General features: G+C 65.0%; 20 protein-coding genes. 16 read left to right on the plus strand and 4 right to left on the minus strand.

Annotated elements, in window-relative coordinates; all coding sequences use genetic code 11:
- The first annotated feature begins 150 nt into the window (after positions 1-150).
- Positions 151-885, plus strand: a complete 735-nt coding sequence (locus tag G6P88_RS01585) for a phosphatidylserine decarboxylase (RefSeq protein ID WP_165321523.1) — start codon at positions 151-153, stop codon at positions 883-885.
- A 37-nt stretch (positions 886-922) separates the two neighbouring features.
- Positions 923-1,717 carry a CDP-alcohol phosphatidyltransferase family protein gene (locus G6P88_RS01590; protein ID WP_165324833.1) on the plus strand — a complete coding sequence of 265 codons (795 nt, stop codon included), beginning with the start codon at positions 923-925 and terminating at the stop codon, positions 1,715-1,717.
- On the opposite strand, the gene G6P88_RS01595 is transcribed toward G6P88_RS01590, so the two are convergent.
- Positions 1,659-1,877 carry a hypothetical protein gene (locus G6P88_RS01595; RefSeq protein ID WP_165321524.1) on the minus strand — a complete coding sequence of 73 codons (219 nt, stop codon included), beginning with the start codon at positions 1,875-1,877 and terminating at the stop codon, positions 1,659-1,661. The two genes, G6P88_RS01590 and G6P88_RS01595, sit on opposite strands and share 59 nt — an antisense overlap.
- A gap of 243 nt (positions 1,878-2,120) precedes the next feature.
- Between G6P88_RS01595 and rpsB the strand changes: the two genes are divergently transcribed.
- The 14 genes from rpsB (at position 2,121) to G6P88_RS01665 (ending at position 14,665) form a co-directional block, all read left to right on the plus strand.
- Positions 2,121-2,873, plus strand: a complete 753-nt coding sequence (gene rpsB / locus G6P88_RS01600; RefSeq protein WP_165321525.1) for a 30S ribosomal protein S2 — start codon at positions 2,121-2,123, stop codon at positions 2,871-2,873.
- A gap of 116 nt (positions 2,874-2,989) precedes the next feature.
- Positions 2,990-3,913, plus strand: coding sequence for a translation elongation factor Ts (gene tsf, locus G6P88_RS01605; protein WP_165321526.1), 924 nt, complete (start codon positions 2,990-2,992; stop codon positions 3,911-3,913).
- 154 nt (positions 3,914-4,067) lie between these two features.
- Positions 4,068-4,781, plus strand: coding sequence for a UMP kinase (gene pyrH / locus G6P88_RS01610; protein ID WP_165321527.1), 714 nt, complete (start codon positions 4,068-4,070; stop codon positions 4,779-4,781).
- 12 nt (positions 4,782-4,793) lie between these two features.
- Positions 4,794-5,351 carry a ribosome recycling factor gene (gene frr, locus G6P88_RS01615; RefSeq protein ID WP_165321528.1) on the plus strand — a complete coding sequence of 186 codons (558 nt, stop codon included), beginning with the start codon at positions 4,794-4,796 and terminating at the stop codon, positions 5,349-5,351.
- Between the two features lie 5 nt (positions 5,352-5,356).
- Positions 5,357-6,097, plus strand: coding sequence for an isoprenyl transferase (locus G6P88_RS01620; protein WP_282097786.1), 741 nt, complete (start codon positions 5,357-5,359; stop codon positions 6,095-6,097).
- 11 nt (positions 6,098-6,108) lie between these two features.
- Entirely contained in the window at positions 6,109-6,909 is an 801-nt protein-coding gene (locus tag G6P88_RS01625) for a phosphatidate cytidylyltransferase (protein ID WP_165321530.1), read from the plus strand.
- Complete coding sequence (locus G6P88_RS01630; protein WP_165321531.1) at positions 6,909-8,069, plus strand: 1-deoxy-D-xylulose-5-phosphate reductoisomerase; 1,161 nt, start codon at positions 6,909-6,911, stop codon at positions 8,067-8,069. Before G6P88_RS01625 ends, G6P88_RS01630 begins: the two co-directional genes overlap by 1 nt.
- Positions 8,066-9,199, plus strand: coding sequence for an RIP metalloprotease RseP (gene rseP, locus G6P88_RS01635; protein ID WP_165321532.1), 1,134 nt, complete (start codon positions 8,066-8,068; stop codon positions 9,197-9,199). The genes G6P88_RS01630 and rseP overlap by 4 nt, the downstream gene beginning before the upstream one ends.
- A 70-nt stretch (positions 9,200-9,269) precedes the next feature.
- On the plus strand, positions 9,270-11,981 hold the full coding sequence (bamA, locus tag G6P88_RS01640; RefSeq protein WP_206335833.1) for an outer membrane protein assembly factor BamA: 2,712 nt from the start codon (positions 9,270-9,272) through the stop codon (positions 11,979-11,981).
- Positions 11,981-12,613 (plus strand): OmpH family outer membrane protein, encoded by a 633-nt coding sequence (locus tag G6P88_RS01645; protein ID WP_165321533.1) that lies wholly within the window; start codon positions 11,981-11,983, stop codon positions 12,611-12,613. The genes bamA and G6P88_RS01645 overlap by 1 nt, the downstream gene beginning before the upstream one ends.
- Before the next feature lie 10 nt (positions 12,614-12,623).
- Complete coding sequence (gene fabZ / locus G6P88_RS01650) at positions 12,624-13,097, plus strand: 3-hydroxyacyl-ACP dehydratase FabZ (RefSeq protein ID WP_165321534.1); 474 nt, start codon at positions 12,624-12,626, stop codon at positions 13,095-13,097.
- A 111-nt stretch (positions 13,098-13,208) separates the two neighbouring features.
- On the plus strand, positions 13,209-13,439 hold the full coding sequence (rpmE, locus tag G6P88_RS01655; RefSeq protein ID WP_165321535.1) for a 50S ribosomal protein L31: 231 nt from the start codon (positions 13,209-13,211) through the stop codon (positions 13,437-13,439).
- A 90-nt stretch (positions 13,440-13,529) separates the two neighbouring features.
- Positions 13,530-13,880 carry a VanZ family protein gene (locus G6P88_RS01660; protein ID WP_165321536.1) on the plus strand — a complete coding sequence of 117 codons (351 nt, stop codon included), beginning with the start codon at positions 13,530-13,532 and terminating at the stop codon, positions 13,878-13,880.
- Positions 13,877-14,665, plus strand: a complete 789-nt coding sequence (locus G6P88_RS01665) for a class I SAM-dependent methyltransferase (RefSeq protein WP_165321537.1) — start codon at positions 13,877-13,879, stop codon at positions 14,663-14,665. Before G6P88_RS01660 ends, G6P88_RS01665 begins: the two co-directional genes overlap by 4 nt.
- Here G6P88_RS01665 and G6P88_RS01670 read toward each other — a convergent pair.
- From G6P88_RS01670 to G6P88_RS01680, 3 genes are all read right to left on the minus strand, one after another.
- On the minus strand, positions 14,662-15,510 hold the full coding sequence (locus G6P88_RS01670; RefSeq protein WP_226946681.1) for a tyrosine-protein phosphatase: 849 nt from the start codon (positions 15,508-15,510) through the stop codon (positions 14,662-14,664). The two genes, G6P88_RS01665 and G6P88_RS01670, sit on opposite strands and share 4 nt — an antisense overlap.
- 47 nt (positions 15,511-15,557) lie before the next feature.
- The gene (locus G6P88_RS01675) at positions 15,558-16,334 is read right to left on the minus strand and encodes an SDR family NAD(P)-dependent oxidoreductase (protein WP_165321539.1); all 777 of its coding nucleotides are present in this window, start codon (positions 16,332-16,334) and stop codon (positions 15,558-15,560) included.
- Positions 16,335-16,411: 77 nt separating this feature from the next.
- Positions 16,412-18,577 carry a TonB-dependent receptor gene (locus G6P88_RS01680; RefSeq protein WP_165321540.1) on the minus strand — a complete coding sequence of 722 codons (2,166 nt, stop codon included), beginning with the start codon at positions 18,575-18,577 and terminating at the stop codon, positions 16,412-16,414.
- Positions 18,578-18,607 lie beyond the last annotated feature (30 nt).

Below are 18,607 nucleotides of genomic sequence, written 5' to 3' on the forward strand. Positions count from 1 at the left end.
GGAAGGATATTGCCGCGTGTCCCTATGCCGAGAAACCGACGGGATCAACCGCTCGCGCCGCCTTTTCTCGGCAATGGCAACAAAGAATTCCGTGCCCGATCACGAGCGGCAATGATTGTCAGTCGGCATCGCTGTCCCTACAAGGTCGGGATGACATCGCTCGACAAACCGGAAATCGGCACCACCTCCGTCAAGTGGCGCTGGCCCAGCATCCATCCCGAAGGCCGCAAATTCGTTCTGATCGCGGCCGTGATCTGCCTCGTGTTCGCGCTGATGGCGTGGGAGACGCTTGCCTGGCCGATGGCCGGGATCACCCTGTGGGTCGCCGCCTTCTTCCGCGACCCTGTACGGAGCACGCCGGTGGGCGAGGGACTGGTGATCGCGCCTGCCGACGGGCTGGTCACGATGATCACGACCGTGCCGCCGCCGCGCGAACTCGCCGGTGAGGACGGGCTCGGTGACGCCCCGATGACGCGCGTCTCGATCTTCATGTCGGTGTTCGACGTCCATATCAATCGCACCCCGATCCCAGGGACGATCAAGCGAATCGCCTATATTGCGGGCAGCTTTCTCAACGCCGACCTCGATAAGGCCAGCGAAGAAAATGAGCGTCAGCATTTCTTGGTCGAGGGTGCGGACGGAACGCGCATCGGCTTTACCCAGATCGCAGGCCTGGTCGCACGCCGTATCGTTCCGCTGGTCAAGGTCGGCGAGCCGGTCGGGCTGGGGCAGCGTATCGGTCTGATCCGCTTCGGGAGCCGCGTCGATGTCTATCTGCCGGCAGGCACCGGCCACCGTGTGGCGCTCGGCCAGCGCACGATCGCCGGGGAGACGGTGATCGCACGTCTCGGCGAGAGCGACCGGACCATCGGCGCAGCGCAGTAATCGGCCTGCGGGCGACAAGAGAGGCTTGACCATGGCGATGCTCGGCAGGCGCGAGAATATCCGGCGCGGCATCCCCGCGCGGGCTGTGGCGCCCAATGCCGTCACGGCGCTGGCGCTGTGTTCGGGGCTGACCGGCGTGCGGTTCGCAATCGCGGGCGAATGGGAAAAGGCTCTGATCGCCATTCTCGTCGCGGGGATATTGGACGGTCTCGACGGCCGCATCGCCCGTCTTCTTAAAGGTGAAAGCCGTTTCGGGGCCGAACTCGACTCCCTGTCGGACGTGATCGCCTTCGGGGTATCCCCGGCGATCATCATGTTTCTCTGGTCGCTCAACGAAATCCCGCGCTTCGGCTGGGTCTTCGCGCTGGGCTATGCCGTCTGCGCCGCCCTGCGGCTCGCCCGCTTCAACGCTTCCATCGATAAGGCCGAGCATCCGCGCAAGGCCGCGGGTTTTCTGACTGGCGTTCCGGCGCCGCTCGGAGCGGGAATCATGCTGGTGCCCGTTGCCATGTGGCTGTGGAGCGACGTCTACTGGTTTCGCGATCCGTTCTTCATCTGTGCCTGGGCGGCGCTCGTCGGCTTTCTGATGATCTCCGACGTTGCGACCTATAGCTGGTCATCGCTCCATATTTCGCGTGCGTGGCGCCTTCCGGCCCTGCTCGGCATCGCGATGGTGGGCGCTGCGCTCTTCACCGCGCCTTGGCATACGCTGAGCTTCATCATGCTCGGCTATCTGGCGACAGTGCCCTTCAGCATCGCCGGCTATCGCCGGTTCAAGCGGCAGCCCGCAGCGATCGTGCCGGCAGTGGACGAAACTGCGCTTGGCGCGTGACGCGGACGCGGCGTTCCACCGTCGCTGGGCGTTGCTGAGTATCGACAAGTCCGAGCGCCCGCCGGATGTGCGGCATTTCCTGTCGCGCCGTATCGATCACCACGCTGATCGACAGCAGGATCACCGACAGGAAGAAGGTCAGGAACAGCAGCTGAAGCATCGATTCTACTCCGTTGCGGGCAGCCCGGTTAACGTCCGGATCGCCCCAGGGTGCCATATTCGCTCTACGTAGCCTTAATGTTCTTCATTTGTTCTTGCCTGTCAAGCGCCTCGCTGGTGCTTGCATTTCTGCGCCGCCTGGCTTAAGTCGCCGCGCATTCCGCATGCGGGGCTTACATACCGGTGCCGGGGTTTCCCCGGTGACCGCTCCGCAGAGGTTCAAACCGGGTAAGGAGATAATCCTATGGCGGCTCCCACCGTCTCCATGCAGGCGTTGCTCGACGCCGGCGCACATTTCGGTCACCAGACTCACCGCTGGAATCCGAAGATGAAGCCGTATCTGTTCGGCGACCGCAACGGCATCCACATCATCGATCTTTCGCAGACCGTGCCGCTCTTCGCGCGCGCGCTCGACTTCATCAGCCAGAGCGTCCAGCACGGCGGCAAGGTCCTTTTCGTCGGCACCAAGCGCCAGGCGCAGGATCCGATTGCCGAGGCCGCGCGTCGTTCGGGCCAGCATTATGTCAACCATCGCTGGCTGGGCGGCATGCTCACCAACTGGAAGACGATCTCGAACTCGATCAAGCGCTTCAAGGCGCTCGAAGAGCAGCTGTCGGGCGACACCCACGGCCTCACCAAGAAGGAAGTCCTTCAGCTCACCCGTGAGCGCGACAAGTTCGAGCTTTCGCTCGGCGGCATCCGCGATATGGGCGGCATTCCGGACGTGATGTTTGTGATCGACGCCAACAAGGAAGAGCTGGCGATCAAGGAGGCCAATACGCTCGGCATCCCCGTCGTCGCGATCCTCGATTCGAACGTGAGCCCGGACGGTATCGCCTTCCCGGTTCCAGCGAACGACGACGCGGCCCGCGCCATCCGCCTCTATTGCGAAGCCGTCGCCGAAGCTGCGACGCGCGGTCAGCAGGGCGGCCGTCAGGCGCGTGGCGAGGATCTCGGCGCTTCGGTCGAGGCTCCGATCGAAGAAGCCATCGCGTAACAAATCTATCGTCGTCCCGGCCTAGGCCGGGATCTCCCGGCCCGTGCTTCGGCACGGGTCCGGCCTGAGACCCCGGCTTGTCCGGGGCGATGTGTTTCTGACGAAAGGAAAGCAATATGGCGGATATCACCGCTTCGGCCGTCAAGGAGCTTCGCGAGAAGACCGGCGCCGGCATGATGGATTGCAAGAAGGCGCTCACCGAGACGAACGGCGACATGGAAGCCGCCGTCGACTGGCTGCGCACCAAGGGCCTCGCCACCGCCGCGAAGAAGTCGAGCCGCACCGCGGCCGAGGGTCTCGTGGGCGTTGCCGTCGAAGGCACCAAGGGTGCTGCGGTCGAGGTCAATTCCGAGACCGACTTCGTTGCCAAGAACGAGCAGTTCCAGGACTTCGTCCGCACGGTCACCAAGCTTGCGCTCGAGGCCGGTGACGACGTCGCGGCGCTTGGCGCGGCTGCCTATCCGGGCGGCGGCACCGTGTCGGAGAAGCTGACCGCGAACATCGCGACGATCGGCGAGAACCAGACGCTGCGCCGCGCGAAGATCGTCGAAGTGTCGCAGGGCGCGATCGTTCCCTACGTCCACAATGCCGCAGCCCCCGGCCTGGGCAAGATCGGCGTGCTCGTCGCGCTCGAGGGCGACGCTCCCGTTGCCGAGATCGAAGCCGTCGGCAAGCAGATCGCGATGCACATCGCGGCGGCTTTCCCGCAGGCGCTGACCGAGGATGGCCTCGACGCCACGGTGATCGAGCGCGAGCGCGCGATCGCCGCCGAGAAGGCGGCCGAATCGGGCAAGCCGGCCGAGATCATCGAGAAGATGGTCCAGGGCGCCGTCGCGAAGTTCCGCAAGGAAAACGCGCTGCTCAGCCAGATCTTCGTCATGGACAACAAGACCCCGATCGCGCAGGTCGTCGCCAAGGCCGCCAAGGCGGCGGGTGGCTCGATCGTGCTGAAGGACTATGTCCGCTTCCAGCTCGGTGAAGGCATCGAGAAGGAAGTCAGCGACTTCGCCGCCGAAGTCGCGGCAGCCGTCAAGGCCTGATCCGTTCGAACAAGGCCCGCTCTTTCGGTTTCGACCGGGGGAGCGGGCCTTTTTCATGTCCGCGCGCTTCGCGCCGGCGCCGTGGCGCTTGGCAGCGCGTGATGCTGCCCCTAAGGTGCGGCAACAGCTTTAAGATAATGAGTAACAAACGCCTATGGACCGTCCGCGCTTCAAACGTATCCTGCTGAAGCTATCGGGTGAGGTTCTGATGGGGCAGGGCCAGTTCGGCATCGATCCCGAAACCGTCGCCCGCGTGGCTCGCGAAATTGCAGACGTCGCCACCCAATATGAGCTTTGCCTCGTGGTCGGGGGCGGCAACATCTTCCGTGGTCTGGCCGCCGCCGCCAAGGGATTCGACCGCACCAGCGCCGATTATATGGGGATGCTGGCGACCGTCATGAACGCGCTTGCCGTGCAGAACGCGCTCGAGCAGATCGGCGTCGACACGCGCGTCCAGTCCGCCATTCCGATGTCGACCGTCTGTGAGCCCTTCATCCGCAGGCGCGCCGAGCGCCACCTGGAGAAGGGGCGTATCGTGATTTTTGCGGCCGGCACCGGCAATCCCTATTTCACGACCGACAGCGCGGCCGCGCTGCGCGCGGCGGAGATGGGATGTGACGCTCTGCTCAAGGGAACCTCGGTCGACGGTGTCTACAACGCCGATCCGAAGAAGGATCCGACCGCGACCCGCTACGAGACAGTCACCTTCAACCGCGTGCTGGCCGACGACCTCAAGGTCATGGACGCCAGCGCCGTGGCGCTGTGCCGCGACAATGATATTCCGATCGTGGTATTCAACATCCGCGAGCAGGGCAATCTGGCCCGGGTGCTCGGGGGAACGGGTACGGCCACGGTCGTTCAGAACTAGGGAGACGAAGCCATGCCCGCCTATAACAAGGCCGATCTCGAACGCCGGATGCAGGGCGCCGTCGAGTCGCTCAAGAGTGATCTCACGGGTCTGCGCACCGGTCGTGCGTCGATCAATCTGCTCGATCCGGTCACGGTCGAGATCTACGGTGCACATATGCCGCTGAACCAGGCTGCGACGGTGACCGCGCCGGAATCGCGAATGTTGTCGGTGCAGGTCTGGGACCGCTCGAATGTGGGGCCGGTCGACAAGGCGATCCGCTCGGCGGGCCTGGGGCTCAACCCGATCGTCGACGGCCAGACGCTGCGTATTCCGATCCCGGACCTGACCGAAGAGCGCCGCAAGGAACTGGCTAAGCTCGCCAGCCAATATGCGGAGAAGGCCCGCGTGGCCGTGCGCAACGTCCGTCGTGATGGCATGGACAGCCTCAAGCTCGACGAGAAGAAGGGCGAAATCAGCGAGGACGACCGCAAGCGGCGGGAGACCGAAGTCCAGAAGATGACCGACGCGACGATCGCCGAAGTCGATGCGGCCGCGGCTGCGAAGGAGAAGGAAATCCTCGGGAAGTGAGCGGCTTGTCCGCCAGTCCTGCGACCAATGCCGAAGCTGCGGGGGGCAACGGCATGCCGCGCCATGTTGCGATCATCATGGACGGAAACGGACGTTGGGCCAAGCGGCGCTTTCTTCCCCGCGTGGCCGGGCACCGCGCCGGCGCCGAGGCCGTGCGCACCACGGTCAAGGCGGCGGCAGACATGGGGCTCCGCGCGCTCACCCTTTATGCCTTCTCCTCGGAGAACTGGCGCCGCTCAGCCGAAGAGGTGACCGACCTCATGGGTCTTCTGCGGCTGTATCTCCGCAAGGAGGTCGCCGAACTCCATCGAAACGGCATCCGCCTGCGTACCATCGGCGACATCAGCGCGCTTGAGGGCGACCTCATCGGGCTGGTTCGCGACGGTGTCGAACTGACCAAAAATAACCGTCGTCTCGATTTCGTGCTGGCGCTCAATTACGGGGCGCAGGACGAGATGCTCCGGGCGGTGCGCGGTATCGCCGCACAGGTTCAGGCGGGCACTCTCGATCCCGACGCCATCGATCAGGCGACGATCGAGGCCCGGCTCGACACGCACGACCTGCCGCCGCTCGATCTGCTGATCAGGACGTCGGGCGAGCGGCGGCTGTCCAATTTCCTGCTGTGGCAGGCGGCCTATGCCGAACTGCTGTTCGTCGATACGCTGTGGCCCGATTTCGACGGCAACGCTCTGGCGGCGGCGATCGCCGATTTCGGCACCCGCGAGCGGCGCTTCGGCGGGCGCTGAGCCGCTTCCTCATGGCCCTGACACGCGAACTTCGGCTCCGGATCGTCTCCGGTATCGTGATGATGGCGGTGGCTCTCACGGCTCTATGGTTCGGCGGGGCCGCTTTCTGGGCGCTGGCATCGCTGCTGGCCGTCCTGATGATGGTCGAATGGGCGACGATGGCGCAGGTGTCGCGCTGGCAGCTGTTGTTGAGCGTGCTGGCGGTCGCCGCGCTGATGCTTTCGTCGCTGTCCTTCGCCGATCCGATCAAGCTGGCGACGATCGCCGATCGCCTGATCGCGCAGACCTTCGACCTGACCGGTCTCGCCGCGATCCTCGTGGCGGTCGTCAGCTTCCGTGCCCGCCTCGGTGCGGGTATACTCTATGCGGTCTTTCCGGCGGTGGCGCTGATCTATCTGCGCGAGCAGCCGGGCCAGGGCTTCGCGTTGGCTCTGTGGACGCTGGTTATCGTCTGGGCGACCGATATTGGCGCCTATTTCGCCGGCAGGGCGATCGGCGGCCCCAAGATTGCTCCATCGATCAGTCCCAGCAAGACCTGGGCCGGCCTGGCGGGTGGCATGGTCGGCGCGCTCGTCTGTGGTGCCGCCATCGCATCGGCCTCTGGCTTGGCGGCTCCTTTCCTCATCGCGGGAGCGCCGCTGGCGGTGGCCGCGCAAGTCGGCGACTTTTTCGAAAGCTGGCTCAAACGCCGGTCGGGCGTTAAGGATAGCGGCACGCTGCTTCCCGGCCATGGTGGTATACTGGACCGGCTCGACGGCGTCGTCCCGGTTGCGCTCCTTGTCGCAGCGGGCGTTGCGGGGGGGATTTTGTGATGGTGAAGACGATATCCATCCTGGGCGCGACCGGATCGATCGGGACGTCGACGCTCGACCTGATCGAGCGGGACCGCGAGGCTTTCCGTATCGTCGCACTGACGGCGCAGCGCGACGTGGCCGGCCTTGCCGATGCGGCGCGTCGTACCCGTGCCGAATTGGCCGTGATCGGCGATCCCGCGCTTTATGGAGCGCTGAAGGCCGCTTTGGCAGGAAGCTCGGTCGAGGTCGCGGCCGGCGAGGAGGCGGTGGTGGACGCTGCGACCCGCGAGGCCGACTGGACGATGGCGGCCATCGTCGGCACCGCCGGCCTGCGCTCGACCATGGCGGCTCTGAGTGGTGGACGGACGGTCGCGCTTGCGAACAAGGAATCGCTGGTTTCTGCGGGCGCGCTCATGACCGACACAGCCAGGCGCCACGGCGCCACCCTGCTGCCGGTCGATTCCGAGCATAATGCCGTTTTCCAGTGCTTCAATCATGCCGCGCCGGGAAGCATCCGCAAGGTTACGCTGACCGCCAGCGGCGGCCCATTTCGCGAGTGGACGCTGGACGCTATGCGCGCGGTCACGCCGGCCCAGGCCGTCAAGCACCCCAACTGGTCGATGGGCGCGAAGATATCGGTCGACTCGGCCACGCTGATGAACAAGGGGCTCGAGCTGATCGAGGCCTTTCATCTCTTTCCGCTCGAGGCGGATCAGTTCGACGCGGTCGTCCATCCACAGTCGGTGGTCCATGCGCTGGTCGATTATGTCGACGGTTCGGTGCTGGCCCAGCTTGGCTCTCCCGACATGCGGACGCCGATCGCGCATTGCCTGGCCTGGCCGCATCGCATGGCGACACCGTGTCAGCGGCTCGATCTCGCGAAGGTCGGTCGGCTCGATTTCCACGCGCCGGATCTGGAACGCTTTCCGGCCTTCGCGCTGGCCAAGGACATATTGGCCGAAGGGGCGGGGAGGGCGGCGATCCTCAACGCCGCCAATGAGATCGCGGTCGGGGCGTTCCTCGACGGGCGGATCGGTTTCCTCGACATCGCGTTAATCGTGCGCAAAGCTCTCGATCGCTACGATCCCGGCGCACCGTCCAGCCTGGAAGAGGTATTCGCCATCGACGCCGAAGCGCGCGCGGTGGCACGGGACGCGATGGAGACTATCGGCGCGTGACAGAAAATCCCGGTATCCTGTTCTCGCTCTTTGCTTTTCTGCTCGTCATCGGGCCTCTCATCTTCGTCCATGAATTGGGCCATTATCTGGTCGGACGCTGGTTCGGGGTGAAGGCGGACGCTTTCTCGATCGGCTTCGGCCGCGAGATTGCCGGCTATACCGACTCGCGCGGCACCCGGTGGAAGCTGGGCTGGATCCCGATGGGCGGATATGTGAAGTTCGCGGGCGACATGAACCCGGCCAGCCAGCCGACCCCGGAGTGGCTGGCGCTGCCCCCCGAAGAGCGGGCGAAAACCTTTCAGGCCAAGCCGGTCTGGCAGCGTTTCCTGATCGTGTTTGCGGGACCGGCGACGAACTTTCTCGTCGCGATCGGCGTGTTCATGGCCTTCTTCGCGGCCTATGGCGTGCCGCGTACGCCGGCGACGCTTTCTGCCGTCATCGAGGGATCACCCGCCGCCGCCGCGGGGCTGCGACCGGGCGACCGGATCAAGGCGGTTGCCGGACGACCCGTCGACACCTTCGACGAGATGGCGGAGATGATCCGTTTCCGTCCTGACGAGCGCCTGTCGCTCGACGTCGACCGCTCGGGGCAGGCGCTCAGCATTGCGGTCACGACCGCTGCCAATATCGAGCGCGACCGGTTCGGTAATGAATTCCGCAAGGGTACGATCGGCGTCAAGTCGGGGTCGATCGTGGTTGAGCCGGTATCCCTGCTGGAACTTCCGGGAGAGGCCACGCGGCAGACCTTCGCCATCGTCCGGACGATGGTCGACACGCTCGGCCAGATCGTCACGGGGCGCCGTTCGGTCAAGGAACTGGGCGGGCCGATCAAGATCGCGCAGGTGTCGGGGCAGCAGGCTTCGCTGGGCCTGCTCAACTTCGTCATGCTGATGGCGCTCATTTCGATTAATCTGGGATTCATCAACCTGTTGCCAATCCCGATGCTCGACGGCGGTCATCTGATCTTTTACCTGTTCGAGGGTATAGCGCGCCGGCCGGTCCCTGAAAGGGCTATGGAATGGGCGTTTCGATCCGGATTGGCCGTACTGCTGTCCTTCATGATCTTCGTTACGCTCAACGATATTCTGTCGCTGGGTGCTCTGGAGAGGCTTGCCGGGTTGATCGGCTGACCGTGATCGGGCAGTGCATGCGCACCTTCCTTGCTTGGGGGGGCGTGGATTCTATTGAAGCGGGGAACGCGTGACGGCGACGAGGAAGAATTTCGGCAGGGCTCGCTTTTGTTCGGCGCTGCTCGTCGGCACGATGCTGGGTGGCGCGTCGCAACCGCTGTTCGCACAGGACGCCGCGCCGCCGCAGATGGCGCCAGCCCCTGCAGCCGCCCCCACTCTGGGCACGATCAAGACGGTCAACGTCTCCGGATCCGAGCGACTGGAGGCGGATACGGTCCGCTCCTATGTCAAGCTGGTGCCCGGCGAGACCTACACCCGCGAGGCGCTCGATGAAGCGCTGAAGGAGCTGTACGAGACCGAATTGTTCGCCGACGTCCAGGTTCGGGACGATGGGCAGGGCAACATCACCCTGCAGGTCCGCGAGAACCCCGTCGTGAACCGGATCGTTCTGGAGGGCAACAAGCGCCTCAAGTCGGACAAGATCAACCCGGAGATCAAGCTGGCGCCGCGCCAGATCTTTACCCGGTCGAAGGTCCGCGCCGACGTTGCGCGCATCGTCGAGCTCTATCGCCGCCAAGGTCGGTTCGCCGCGACGGTCGAACCCAAGATGGTCCAGCTGGACCAGAACCGCGTCGATATCATCTTCGAGATCAGCGAGGGCGACAAGTCCAAGGTCCGCAAGATCAACATCATCGGTAACGAGAAATTTTCCGATGGCCGTCTGCGCGGCGAGATGGCGACCAAGCAGACGGGCATCACCAAGATCTTCTCGTCGGGCACCAGCTATGATCCCGACCGCATGTCCTATGACCAGCAGAAGCTGCGCCAATATTATCTGACGCAGGGCTATGCCGACTTCCGCGTGGTGTCGGCCGTGGCCGAGCTGACGCCGGACAAGAAGGACTTCATCATCACCTATGTGGTGGAGGAAGGGCAGCGCTACAAATTCGGGGACGTCAGCCTGGAGAGCGAGATCCGCGACATCAAGGCGGACACGTTCAAATATCTGCTGCCGATGAAGAAGGGCGACTGGTACAACGCAAAGGCAGTCGAGGACACGGTCGACGCGATCACCGAGGCGACCGGCGTGTTCGGCTTCACCCCCGACGTCCGTCCGGATTTCAACCGCGACAAGGACGATCTGACGATGGGGGTGGTCTTCAAGATCAACCAGTCGCCGCGCGTCTATGTCGAGCGGATCGACATCAACGGAAACACGCACACCAAGGACAAGGTCGTCCGCCGCGAGTTCCGCCTGTCCGAGGGCGACGCCTTCAACAGCTTCAAGGTCAAGCGTTCGCGCGACCGCATCCAGTCGCTGGGGTTCTTCCAGGACAAATTCGAGATCGAACAGAAGCCGGGTTCGGCGCCCGATCGCGTCGTGCTCGAAGCCAATGTCGAGGAGAAATCGACCGGCGAACTGCAGGTGTCGGCCGGCTATTCGAGCCTCGAACGCTTCATCGTCGATCTTTCGATCCGCGAACGCAACTTCATGGGCAAGGGCCAGGAAGTCCGCGCCGGCGTAAGCTATTCGACCTATTCAAAGTCGATCGAGCTGGGCTTCACCGAGCCTTATGTGTTCGACAAGAACATCGCGGTCGGCTTCGACGTGTTCCGCCGCGACTACAACTCGTTCAACTTCTCCGGCAACGACCGCAACACCACCTATGAGCAGACGACAACGGGTTTCCAGATCCGTGCCGGCATTCCGCTGACCGAGTTCATCACGCTCGCGACGCGCTATGGCCTCAGCTATGATCAGGTGTCGTTGAACAAGTTCACCTTCTACACCGACACCAACAACGATGGCATCCGGGATACCTGCGATCCGATCGTCGCCGGGCGCTATCTGTGCGATGCGATCGGTAACCGCCTGACCTCCTCGGTCGGTTACTCGCTGGTGTTCGACAATCTGAACAACCGACTGCGGCCTACGCGCGGCCAGCGCGCGGTGTTCAGCCAGGATTTCGCCGGCCTCGGCGGCACGGTCCGCTATATCAAGACCACCGCGCAGGCGACCAAATATTGGGGCATCGGCAGCGGCTTCGTCTTCTCCGCGAGCGCGGAGGGCGGCTATATCAAGGGCCTCGGCCAGCAGGTTCGCCTGATCGACCGCTTCTATCTGGGCGAGCCGGACATGCGCGGCTTCGGCATTCGTGGCGTCGGTCCGCGCGTGATCCGGTCCTTCTATGACACGACGACCGGGACGTTCCTGACCGACCGCAATTCGCAGACGGACGATGCGCTCGGCGGCAACGCTTATTATCGTGGTCGGCTTGAGCTCGAGATTCCGCTCGGCAACGGCGCGCGCGAACTGGGCCTGCGGCCGTCGATCTTCATGGACGTCGGTGCGGTGTTCGGTGTGAGTCGGCCCCGGCTTACCGCGCCAGAGATCGCCGGATATCCGTTCCAGCTCGATGCCAATGGTAAATACCTCCCGGTCGAACGCCTAGTTCTCGATAGTCAAGGACGTCAGATCTATACGGTGCCACTTACCGATACGACCAATCCTGGAGCCTCCACGCTGTGCCAGATTGGCTACTCGGCGACGGCCAACGGTCCTTGCGTCGGCAGCTCGCAGAATACGCGGGCCTTCTCCACGATCAGCCCCTTCCGCGAGGACTTCGTCGGCAACACCGCGAAGCCGCGTCTCTCGGTCGGTTTCGGCGTGAACTGGAACTCGCCCTTCGGCCCGTTCCGTATCGACATCGCTAAAGCCCTCCTCAAGGAGAAGGGCGACAACACCAAGACCTTCCAATTCAACGTAGGGACACAGTTCTGATGAAAGCCTATCTGAAGACCGCAGCCGCCGCGGCGGCCCTGATGCTCTTGCCCGCCGCCGCCAATGCGCAGGCTGCTGCGGCCGCAACCGCTCCGGCAGCCGTCGCCGTCGTCGACCTCGACGCCGCCATCGTGAATTCGGCCGCCTTCCAGTCGGCGATGAGCCAGGTCCAGACGACCTACAAGACGCAGATCACCGCCGCGCAGACCCGCCAGACGGCGCTTCAGGGCGAGCTCAACGCGCTGCGTGCCGAGATCGAGAACCTCCAGAAGAACAGCGCCACGCCTAAGGCGACGCTCGACGCGAAGATCGCGACCTTCCAACAGAAGGGTCAGGCTGCTCAGGCCGAACTGCAGCGCCTCGCCGTGCCCTTCGCCCGCCCGCAGGCCTATGTCCGCGAGCAGGTCGAAGCCAAGGTCGAGCAGGCGCTTAAGGCCGCGATGACCGCGAAGAAGGTCGGCGTCGTGCTGCGCCCGGAAGCCGCCTTCGCCTTCCAGCCGACTTCGGACCTGACGCCCGACGTCGTGACCCAGCTCAACGCGCTCGTTCCCAGCGCCTCGATCACCCCGCCGGCCAACTGGCAGCCGGGCCAGTCGGAGCAGGCTCCGGCCGCGGCGCCGCAGGGTCGCTGATCGCAGCCCTATGAGCGACGATAGCAAGACCGTGCTTGGCCCGCTGGACGTCCGGCGGGTCATGGCCGCGATCCCGCACCGCTACCCCATGCTCCTCGTCGACCGCGTCGAGGAGCTGGTGGTGGACGAGCGCATCTCGGCCGTGAAGGCGGTGACGATCAACGAAGAGTTCTTCCAGGGCCATTTTCCCGGCCGTCCGATCATGCCGGGCGTGCTGATCGTCGAAGCGCTGGCCCAGGCGGCGGGCGTGCTGGCGGTAGAATCGCTGGGCCTCTCGGGATCGGGCAAGCTCGTCTATTTCATGACGATCGACGAAGTGAAGTTCCGCACGCCGGTCGAACCCGGCGTATTGCTGCGCCTCGACGTCGCCTTCGCGCAGAAGCGCGGCAGCGTCTGCAAGTTCGAGGGCAAGGCCTATCTGGGCGACAAGCTCGCCGCCCAGGCCAACTTCACCGCGATGATTGCCGATCCGCCCAAGGAATGATCGCCCGCGCGGGCTTCGGTGTCGGCCTTGCCAGAACGGGGCCGACACGGTAAGGGCCGCGCTTCGCTTCCCCAGGCTGGTCGGAACCAGCCATTTTTGGAGCTTCTGACGATGAAGAAAGATATCCATCCCGATTACCACCGGATCAAGGTCCAGCTGACCGACGGCACCACCTACGACACCTATTCGACCTGGGGTTCGGAAGGCGACACGCTGCAGCTCGACATCGATCCCTCGGTCCACCCGGCCTGGACGGGCGGCAAGGCCCAGCTCATGGATGCCGGCGGCCAGGTGGCTCGCTTCAACAAGCGCTTCGGCGGGCTGTCGCTCACCAAGAAGTAAGCTTGGTTCCGAGCTTCGGACATGGATATGGCTGGGCGTTCGCCCGGCCATTTTCATTTGGAGGGGAGGCCCTCCCGGAGGCGCACCGCCATGCTGTCTGATCGCGCGCGCCGCGGGCTGTTCGGGGCCGCCGTCCTGATCATCTATGGGCTGGCGATCATGCCGTCGGACAAGGCGCCCGATCTCGGCGCCGGCGACAAGATCAACCACATCGCCGCCTTCCTGTTTCTGACGCTGTTCGGCCGATGGGCGCTGCGCGGTACGGCGCGGCTGTGGCTCGCGCTGGGCCTGTCCGTTTTCGGCGCGTGGATCGAGGTGACACAGGCGATCCCGATGCTCAACCGCGACGCCAGCGCCTGGGACTGGATCGCCGACAGCGCGGCGATCGGCGTGGCGTTGCTGCTCGCCTGGCCCGTGGAAAGCCTGCTGAGGCGGCGATGATAGAGGCGCCCCGCCCGCTGGACGAAGAAGCCGATGCGTTGTTCACCCGTCTGGCGGTCGCGGCGGGGCTGAATCCGACGGATCGCTGGGTTGGCGGCTATGCAGCCTATGAGTGGGCGCATCTGCGCCATGTCCTCCGTGCTTACGGACTCGCTGTTGCGGACCGGGACCTGCTCGAGTTCGGCTGCAACGTCGGCGGCTCGCTCGTCGTTCTGGCAGCGCTGGGCGCGCGAGCGACCGGCATCGATGTCGACCCGCAAATGCCGCCGCTCGCTCTCGCCAATTGTCGACGACATGGTCTGGAAGCCAAGGCAACGGTGATCGAGGCGGGCAGGGCGCTTCCGTTTGCAGACGCCAGCTTCGACCTGATCGTCGCCAACAGCGTGCTCGAATATGTTGCCGACGATGCGCTCGCCCCGACCATCGCCGAATTCCACCGCCTGCTCCGGCAAGATGGCCGGCTACTGATCTGCGGCACCGCGAGCCGGCTGTCGCCGAAGGAAAGCCATTCGGGCCGCTGGCTCGTCAATTACTGGCCAAAAGCTTTCGACCGCTTCACCGGCCGCCCTCTCCAGCGTGGGTTATCTCCACTGGCCCTGGCAGCGGCGTTCGACGGCCGCTTCCTCCGTGTACCTGATGGCGACGCAGCGTGGCGCAGGGCGCGCATCGCGATCCACGGCCGGTTGACCCCTGCGGCCCGCCTGTGCGGGGCGTTGGGACGCATCACAGGCCTCGGGCCGGGGTGGATGTCGCCGACGATCGAAATGGTGCTGCGGCGCCTCTAGCGCTCGAGATATTTGCTTCGGATCGTTTCGATCTGCGCATCGCTGAGGCCCAGGCCCTCGCGGAAATAAGCGTCCATCGTGCCATAGACCCGGTCGACCTCTGCAAAGGCGCTGTCGAGATAGGCGCGCCGCACCCCCAGGACGGGTTCGAGATTGGCCGGATCGATCGGGGCACCCGAAGCTTTGAGCGAGGCGAGGATGCCCGCATTTTTCTGCGCGAGATAGGCGTTGCTCGCGAGATAGTCATAGTAGATCCGCTCGCGCGGCACGCCGAGGATCGATAGCAGGACGGCCGAGGCCCAGCCGGTGCGGTCCTTGCCGGCGGTGCAGTGATAGACCAGTGGGCCCGTCGCAGGGTCGGCTACCAGCGCAACGAGAGCGCGATAGGCGGCCTGGGCGCTGGGCAGCGAGACGAAATCGCGGTTGGCCGCCTCGAGCAGTTCGACGCCGCGACCGGCAGTAATTTCCGCCTGCGCCTTGCGCATGTCGCCGCCGAGCGAGCCATCGGCATCGGCCGAGACGTCGAGGATCAGAGGCTTTGCGCCGCGCGGCAGCCGGTCGGGCTCGCGCGCCCGCTCGCTTTCGGTCCGCAGATCGACGACATAGGCGAGGTGGAGCCCCTCCATCGCCGCGAGATCCGCGTCGGTCAGGCGGTCGAGCTGGTCGGACCGGAAGAGCATCCCCGGTTTCACCCGCCGCCCATCTTCGGTCTGATACCCGCCGAGGTCGCGGAAATTGGGCGCGCCCTGCAATTGGGGCGTCGGGCTGGCGGGCGGCGGCCGGTCGAGCGACGCGCGCTCGTGGCGGGCAGGGACCGTGCAGGCGCCGAGGCCCAGCAGGGCCATGCCGCTCGCGATAGCCAAAATGCGAAGCTTCGCCCGATCCATCCCGCTCATCCCCGCTGTGAAGAGATGTTGCCGCCGTCGACGACGAACTCGGCCGCCGTAACATAGCTCGCCTCGCGCGACAGGAGGAAGCGGACCACCCGGCCGATCTCGGCCGGCTCACCGATCCGCTCCTGCAGGATGCGGCGCTCGAAATGGCCGGCAGGCAGGGCATCGACCGCCGGCTTCATCATGCCGGTCATGATGATACCGGGCGAGAGCGAGTTGATCCGTACTCCGTCGCGCGCCAGCCGGTCGGCCAGCGAGCGAACGAGCGAGAGCATGCCGCCCTTGGCCGCGCTGTAGATCGGGTTCATCGCATTGCCGAGCGTCGCGTTGATCGAGGTGATCGCGACCACCGCCGAATGCGGGTTCGCCGTGAGGTCGGGCAGGGCGCCCTGGACGAGAAAGGCGAGCGCGCGCAGGTGGACGGCGATCCCGTCCTCCCAGCTTTCCGCGGTGATGCCGTCGAGCGAGGCGGTGTCGACCGTCCCCGCCGCATGGACGATCCCGCCGACCGGCCCCAGCGCCGCACGGCTGTCCGCCAGCGCCCGATCGATGTCGGCCAGGTCGCGCAGGTCCGCGTACGTCGCGAAGACAGGTACGCCATAATGGCTGCGCAGCGTCTCCGCCGCCCGGTCGACGCCTCCGGCGTTGATGTCCCACAAGGCAACCGGCCGGCCGACCGCCGCGAGCGCCTCGGCCGATGCGAGGCCGATGCCCGAAGCGCCGCCGGTGATGATGACGGGCGTGGCGGGCGCGCCCAGCGCGGGTTCGTAGCTCAAACTGTCATCCTCCCGAGATTGTCACTGACGGGCGGGTGGCTTGGTAACCACCGCGCCCCGTACTTGATGATATGCTGTCAGAGCTCGACGCTGAGGTCGATGCCATAGGTGCGGGGCTCGCCATAGATTGCACCGGGGCGGCCGATGTTGAACTGCAGCAGATAATAATCCTTGTCGGTCAGGTTCCGCGCCCAGAGCGCGGCGCTGACGCCCGCGAGGCCAGGAATGTCGCCCAGGCTCAATCGGGCGTTCATCAGGCCGTAATCGCCGACCACATAGCGCCCGCCGGTCACGGTCGCGTTGGTGAACTTGTCGCTCTGCAGCGTGTAATTGACGTTGGCGGTCAGCTTGCCGATCGGGGTCGGCGGCAGATCATAGGACAGGTCGAGCGCGAGCGTGTGCGCCGGCGCATTGGTGAAGCGATAGTCGCGCCCCACGTCGACCCCGGCCGCATTGAGGATGCGGTTATAGCGGGCGTGCAGATAGCTGTAATTGGCTGTGATCCGCAGCGGGCGCACCGGTACCAGCGTCAGGTCCATCTCGATGCCCTTGACCGTCGCGCGGCCGGCATTGAGCACGTCGGTCAGGCGGACATTGGTCGGGTCCGACTGCACATTGATCTGGATGTCGCGATATTTGGAGATGAAGCCCGCCAGGTTGAAGCGCAGGCGGTTGTCGAGCCACTGGCTCTTGATGCCGCCCTCGAACGACCACAGCGTTTCGGGCCCGAAGCCCTGGTCGAAGCGGGCGAGCGAACTGGCGCGGATATTGAAACCGCCGCTCTTATAGCCCTTCACGGCCTTGGCGTAGAGATGGACGGTCTCGGCGGCGTCATAGGCGACCACGAAGGTCGGGCTAAAATCCTTGAAGTCGCGGCTGCCGTCGCCGAGGCCGGGAACCGGGACGATCGCCCCGCCGCCCACCTGCGTCGACCGGGCGAGCGTGGCGGCGCGCTTGTCCCAACTTTGCCGCACGCCGACCGTCAGGTGCAGCCGGTCTTCCAGCAGCGCAGGGGTCCACGTCCCTTGCGCGAACAGCGCGTGCGAGCGGTTCTTGATGGTGGCAGTGGTGAAGGAGCGCGTCGCGGTGGGAGGGCTGAAGCTGTTGCTGAAATTGCTGCCCTCTTCGGTGAAGAAATAATAGCCGACGACATATTGCAGACGGTCTTCGAAGGCGTCGCCGACCAGCTGGATTTCCTCGCTCCACTGGTCCTGCTTCGCCCGGCTGCTGTTCTTCTGCAGCGGGATCGGGCCGAGGACGCCGGTCAGGTAATCCTGGTTCTGGAAGTTATCGAGCTTGCGATAGCCGGTGATCGACCGCACCGTCAGCGTATCGGTGGGTTGCCATTCGCCGATCAGGCTGTGGCCCTGCGACACAATGTCGTTGGGGAGCAGATCGCGGACGAGCGGGCTTCCGGCCTTGGGGCGCGGAGCGGTCTGCGGGTGGAAGGGCGTCGCCGCGACATGGGCCGGCGTGTCGCCGATCTCGGTGCGGTCATAGGCATAGCGCAGGCTGATCGCGTCGCTCGGCTCCCACAACACATCGCCGCGCATGGCCTGCCGATCCTCGTCACCCCAGCGCTTCACACCGGTGCCGGGGTTGCGGACGAAGCCGTCCTGCTGCTGGTTCACATAGGACAGGCGCACCGCCAGCGTCTGGCCGAGCGGCAGATTGACCGCACCCTTGAAGCGGCGATGATCGTAATTGCCGAGCGAGACCTGTCCCTTGAAACCGAAAGCGTCGAGATCGGGCTTGCGCGTGATGAAGTTGATCGCGCCGCCGGTTGCGTTGCGGCCATAGAGCGTGCCCTGCGGACCGCGCAGCACCTCGATCCGTTCGAGATCGGCGACCTCGACGGCAAGGCCCTGGCTGCGCGCGACATAGACCCCGTCCATATAGACCGCGACGCCGCCGTCCTGGGTGATCTGGTCGTCGCTCAGCCCGACGCCGCGCATGAACACCTGCGTGGTCGCGGCATTATTGGGAAAGGGGGTGAGCTGCAAAGCGGGCACATTGGCGCGCAGGTCGGTCAGACCGGTGATGCCCTTCGATTCCAGTTCGCGCGCACCGAAGGCGGCGATCGAGACCGGCGTGGTTTGCAGCGATTCCTCCCGGCGCTGGGCGGTGACGACGATGTCCTCGATCCCGTCCTGCGGTGCCGGGGTTTCCGCCTGCGCCAGAAGCGGCGATGCCGTTCCGCACAAGAGCGTGGCGATAGCGAGTTGGATCCTGCTTCCGGACATGCGTCTCTCCCTGTGTCCCGGCGCCGATGC

It is taken from the genome of Rhizorhabdus phycosphaerae (assembly GCF_011044255.1).
GTDB classification, from domain to species: domain Bacteria; phylum Pseudomonadota; class Alphaproteobacteria; order Sphingomonadales; family Sphingomonadaceae; genus Rhizorhabdus; species Rhizorhabdus phycosphaerae.

Excerpts from the sequence above, each read along its gene's own strand:
- G6P88_RS01670 (WP_226946681.1), bottom strand. The coding sequence starts at position 15,510 with ATGGCCCTGCTGGGCCTCGGCGCCTGCACGGTCCCTGCCCGCCACGAG.
- G6P88_RS01585 (WP_165321523.1), top strand. The coding sequence starts at position 151 with ATGACATCGCTCGACAAACCGGAAATCGGCACCACCTCCGTCAAGTGG.
- G6P88_RS01680 (WP_165321540.1), bottom strand. The coding sequence starts at position 18,577 with ATGTCCGGAAGCAGGATCCAACTCGCTATCGCCACGCTCTTGTGCGGA.
- G6P88_RS01665 (WP_165321537.1), top strand. The coding sequence starts at position 13,877 with ATGATAGAGGCGCCCCGCCCGCTGGACGAAGAAGCCGATGCGTTGTTC.
- G6P88_RS01660 (WP_165321536.1), top strand. The coding sequence starts at position 13,530 with ATGCTGTCTGATCGCGCGCGCCGCGGGCTGTTCGGGGCCGCCGTCCTG.
- pyrH (WP_165321527.1), top strand. The coding sequence starts at position 4,068 with ATGGACCGTCCGCGCTTCAAACGTATCCTGCTGAAGCTATCGGGTGAG.
- G6P88_RS01645 (WP_165321533.1), top strand. The coding sequence starts at position 11,981 with ATGAAAGCCTATCTGAAGACCGCAGCCGCCGCGGCGGCCCTGATGCTC.
- tsf (WP_165321526.1), top strand. The coding sequence starts at position 2,990 with ATGGCGGATATCACCGCTTCGGCCGTCAAGGAGCTTCGCGAGAAGACC.
- G6P88_RS01595 (WP_165321524.1), bottom strand. The coding sequence starts at position 1,877 with ATGCTTCAGCTGCTGTTCCTGACCTTCTTCCTGTCGGTGATCCTGCTG.
- rpmE (WP_165321535.1), top strand. The coding sequence starts at position 13,209 with ATGAAGAAAGATATCCATCCCGATTACCACCGGATCAAGGTCCAGCTG.
- G6P88_RS01590 (WP_165324833.1), top strand. The coding sequence starts at position 923 with ATGCTCGGCAGGCGCGAGAATATCCGGCGCGGCATCCCCGCGCGGGCT.
- rpsB (WP_165321525.1), top strand. The coding sequence starts at position 2,121 with ATGGCGGCTCCCACCGTCTCCATGCAGGCGTTGCTCGACGCCGGCGCA.
- G6P88_RS01630 (WP_165321531.1), top strand. The coding sequence starts at position 6,909 with ATGGTGAAGACGATATCCATCCTGGGCGCGACCGGATCGATCGGGACG.
- fabZ (WP_165321534.1), top strand. The coding sequence starts at position 12,624 with ATGAGCGACGATAGCAAGACCGTGCTTGGCCCGCTGGACGTCCGGCGG.
- G6P88_RS01625 (WP_165321530.1), top strand. The coding sequence starts at position 6,109 with ATGGCCCTGACACGCGAACTTCGGCTCCGGATCGTCTCCGGTATCGTG.
- frr (WP_165321528.1), top strand. The coding sequence starts at position 4,794 with ATGCCCGCCTATAACAAGGCCGATCTCGAACGCCGGATGCAGGGCGCC.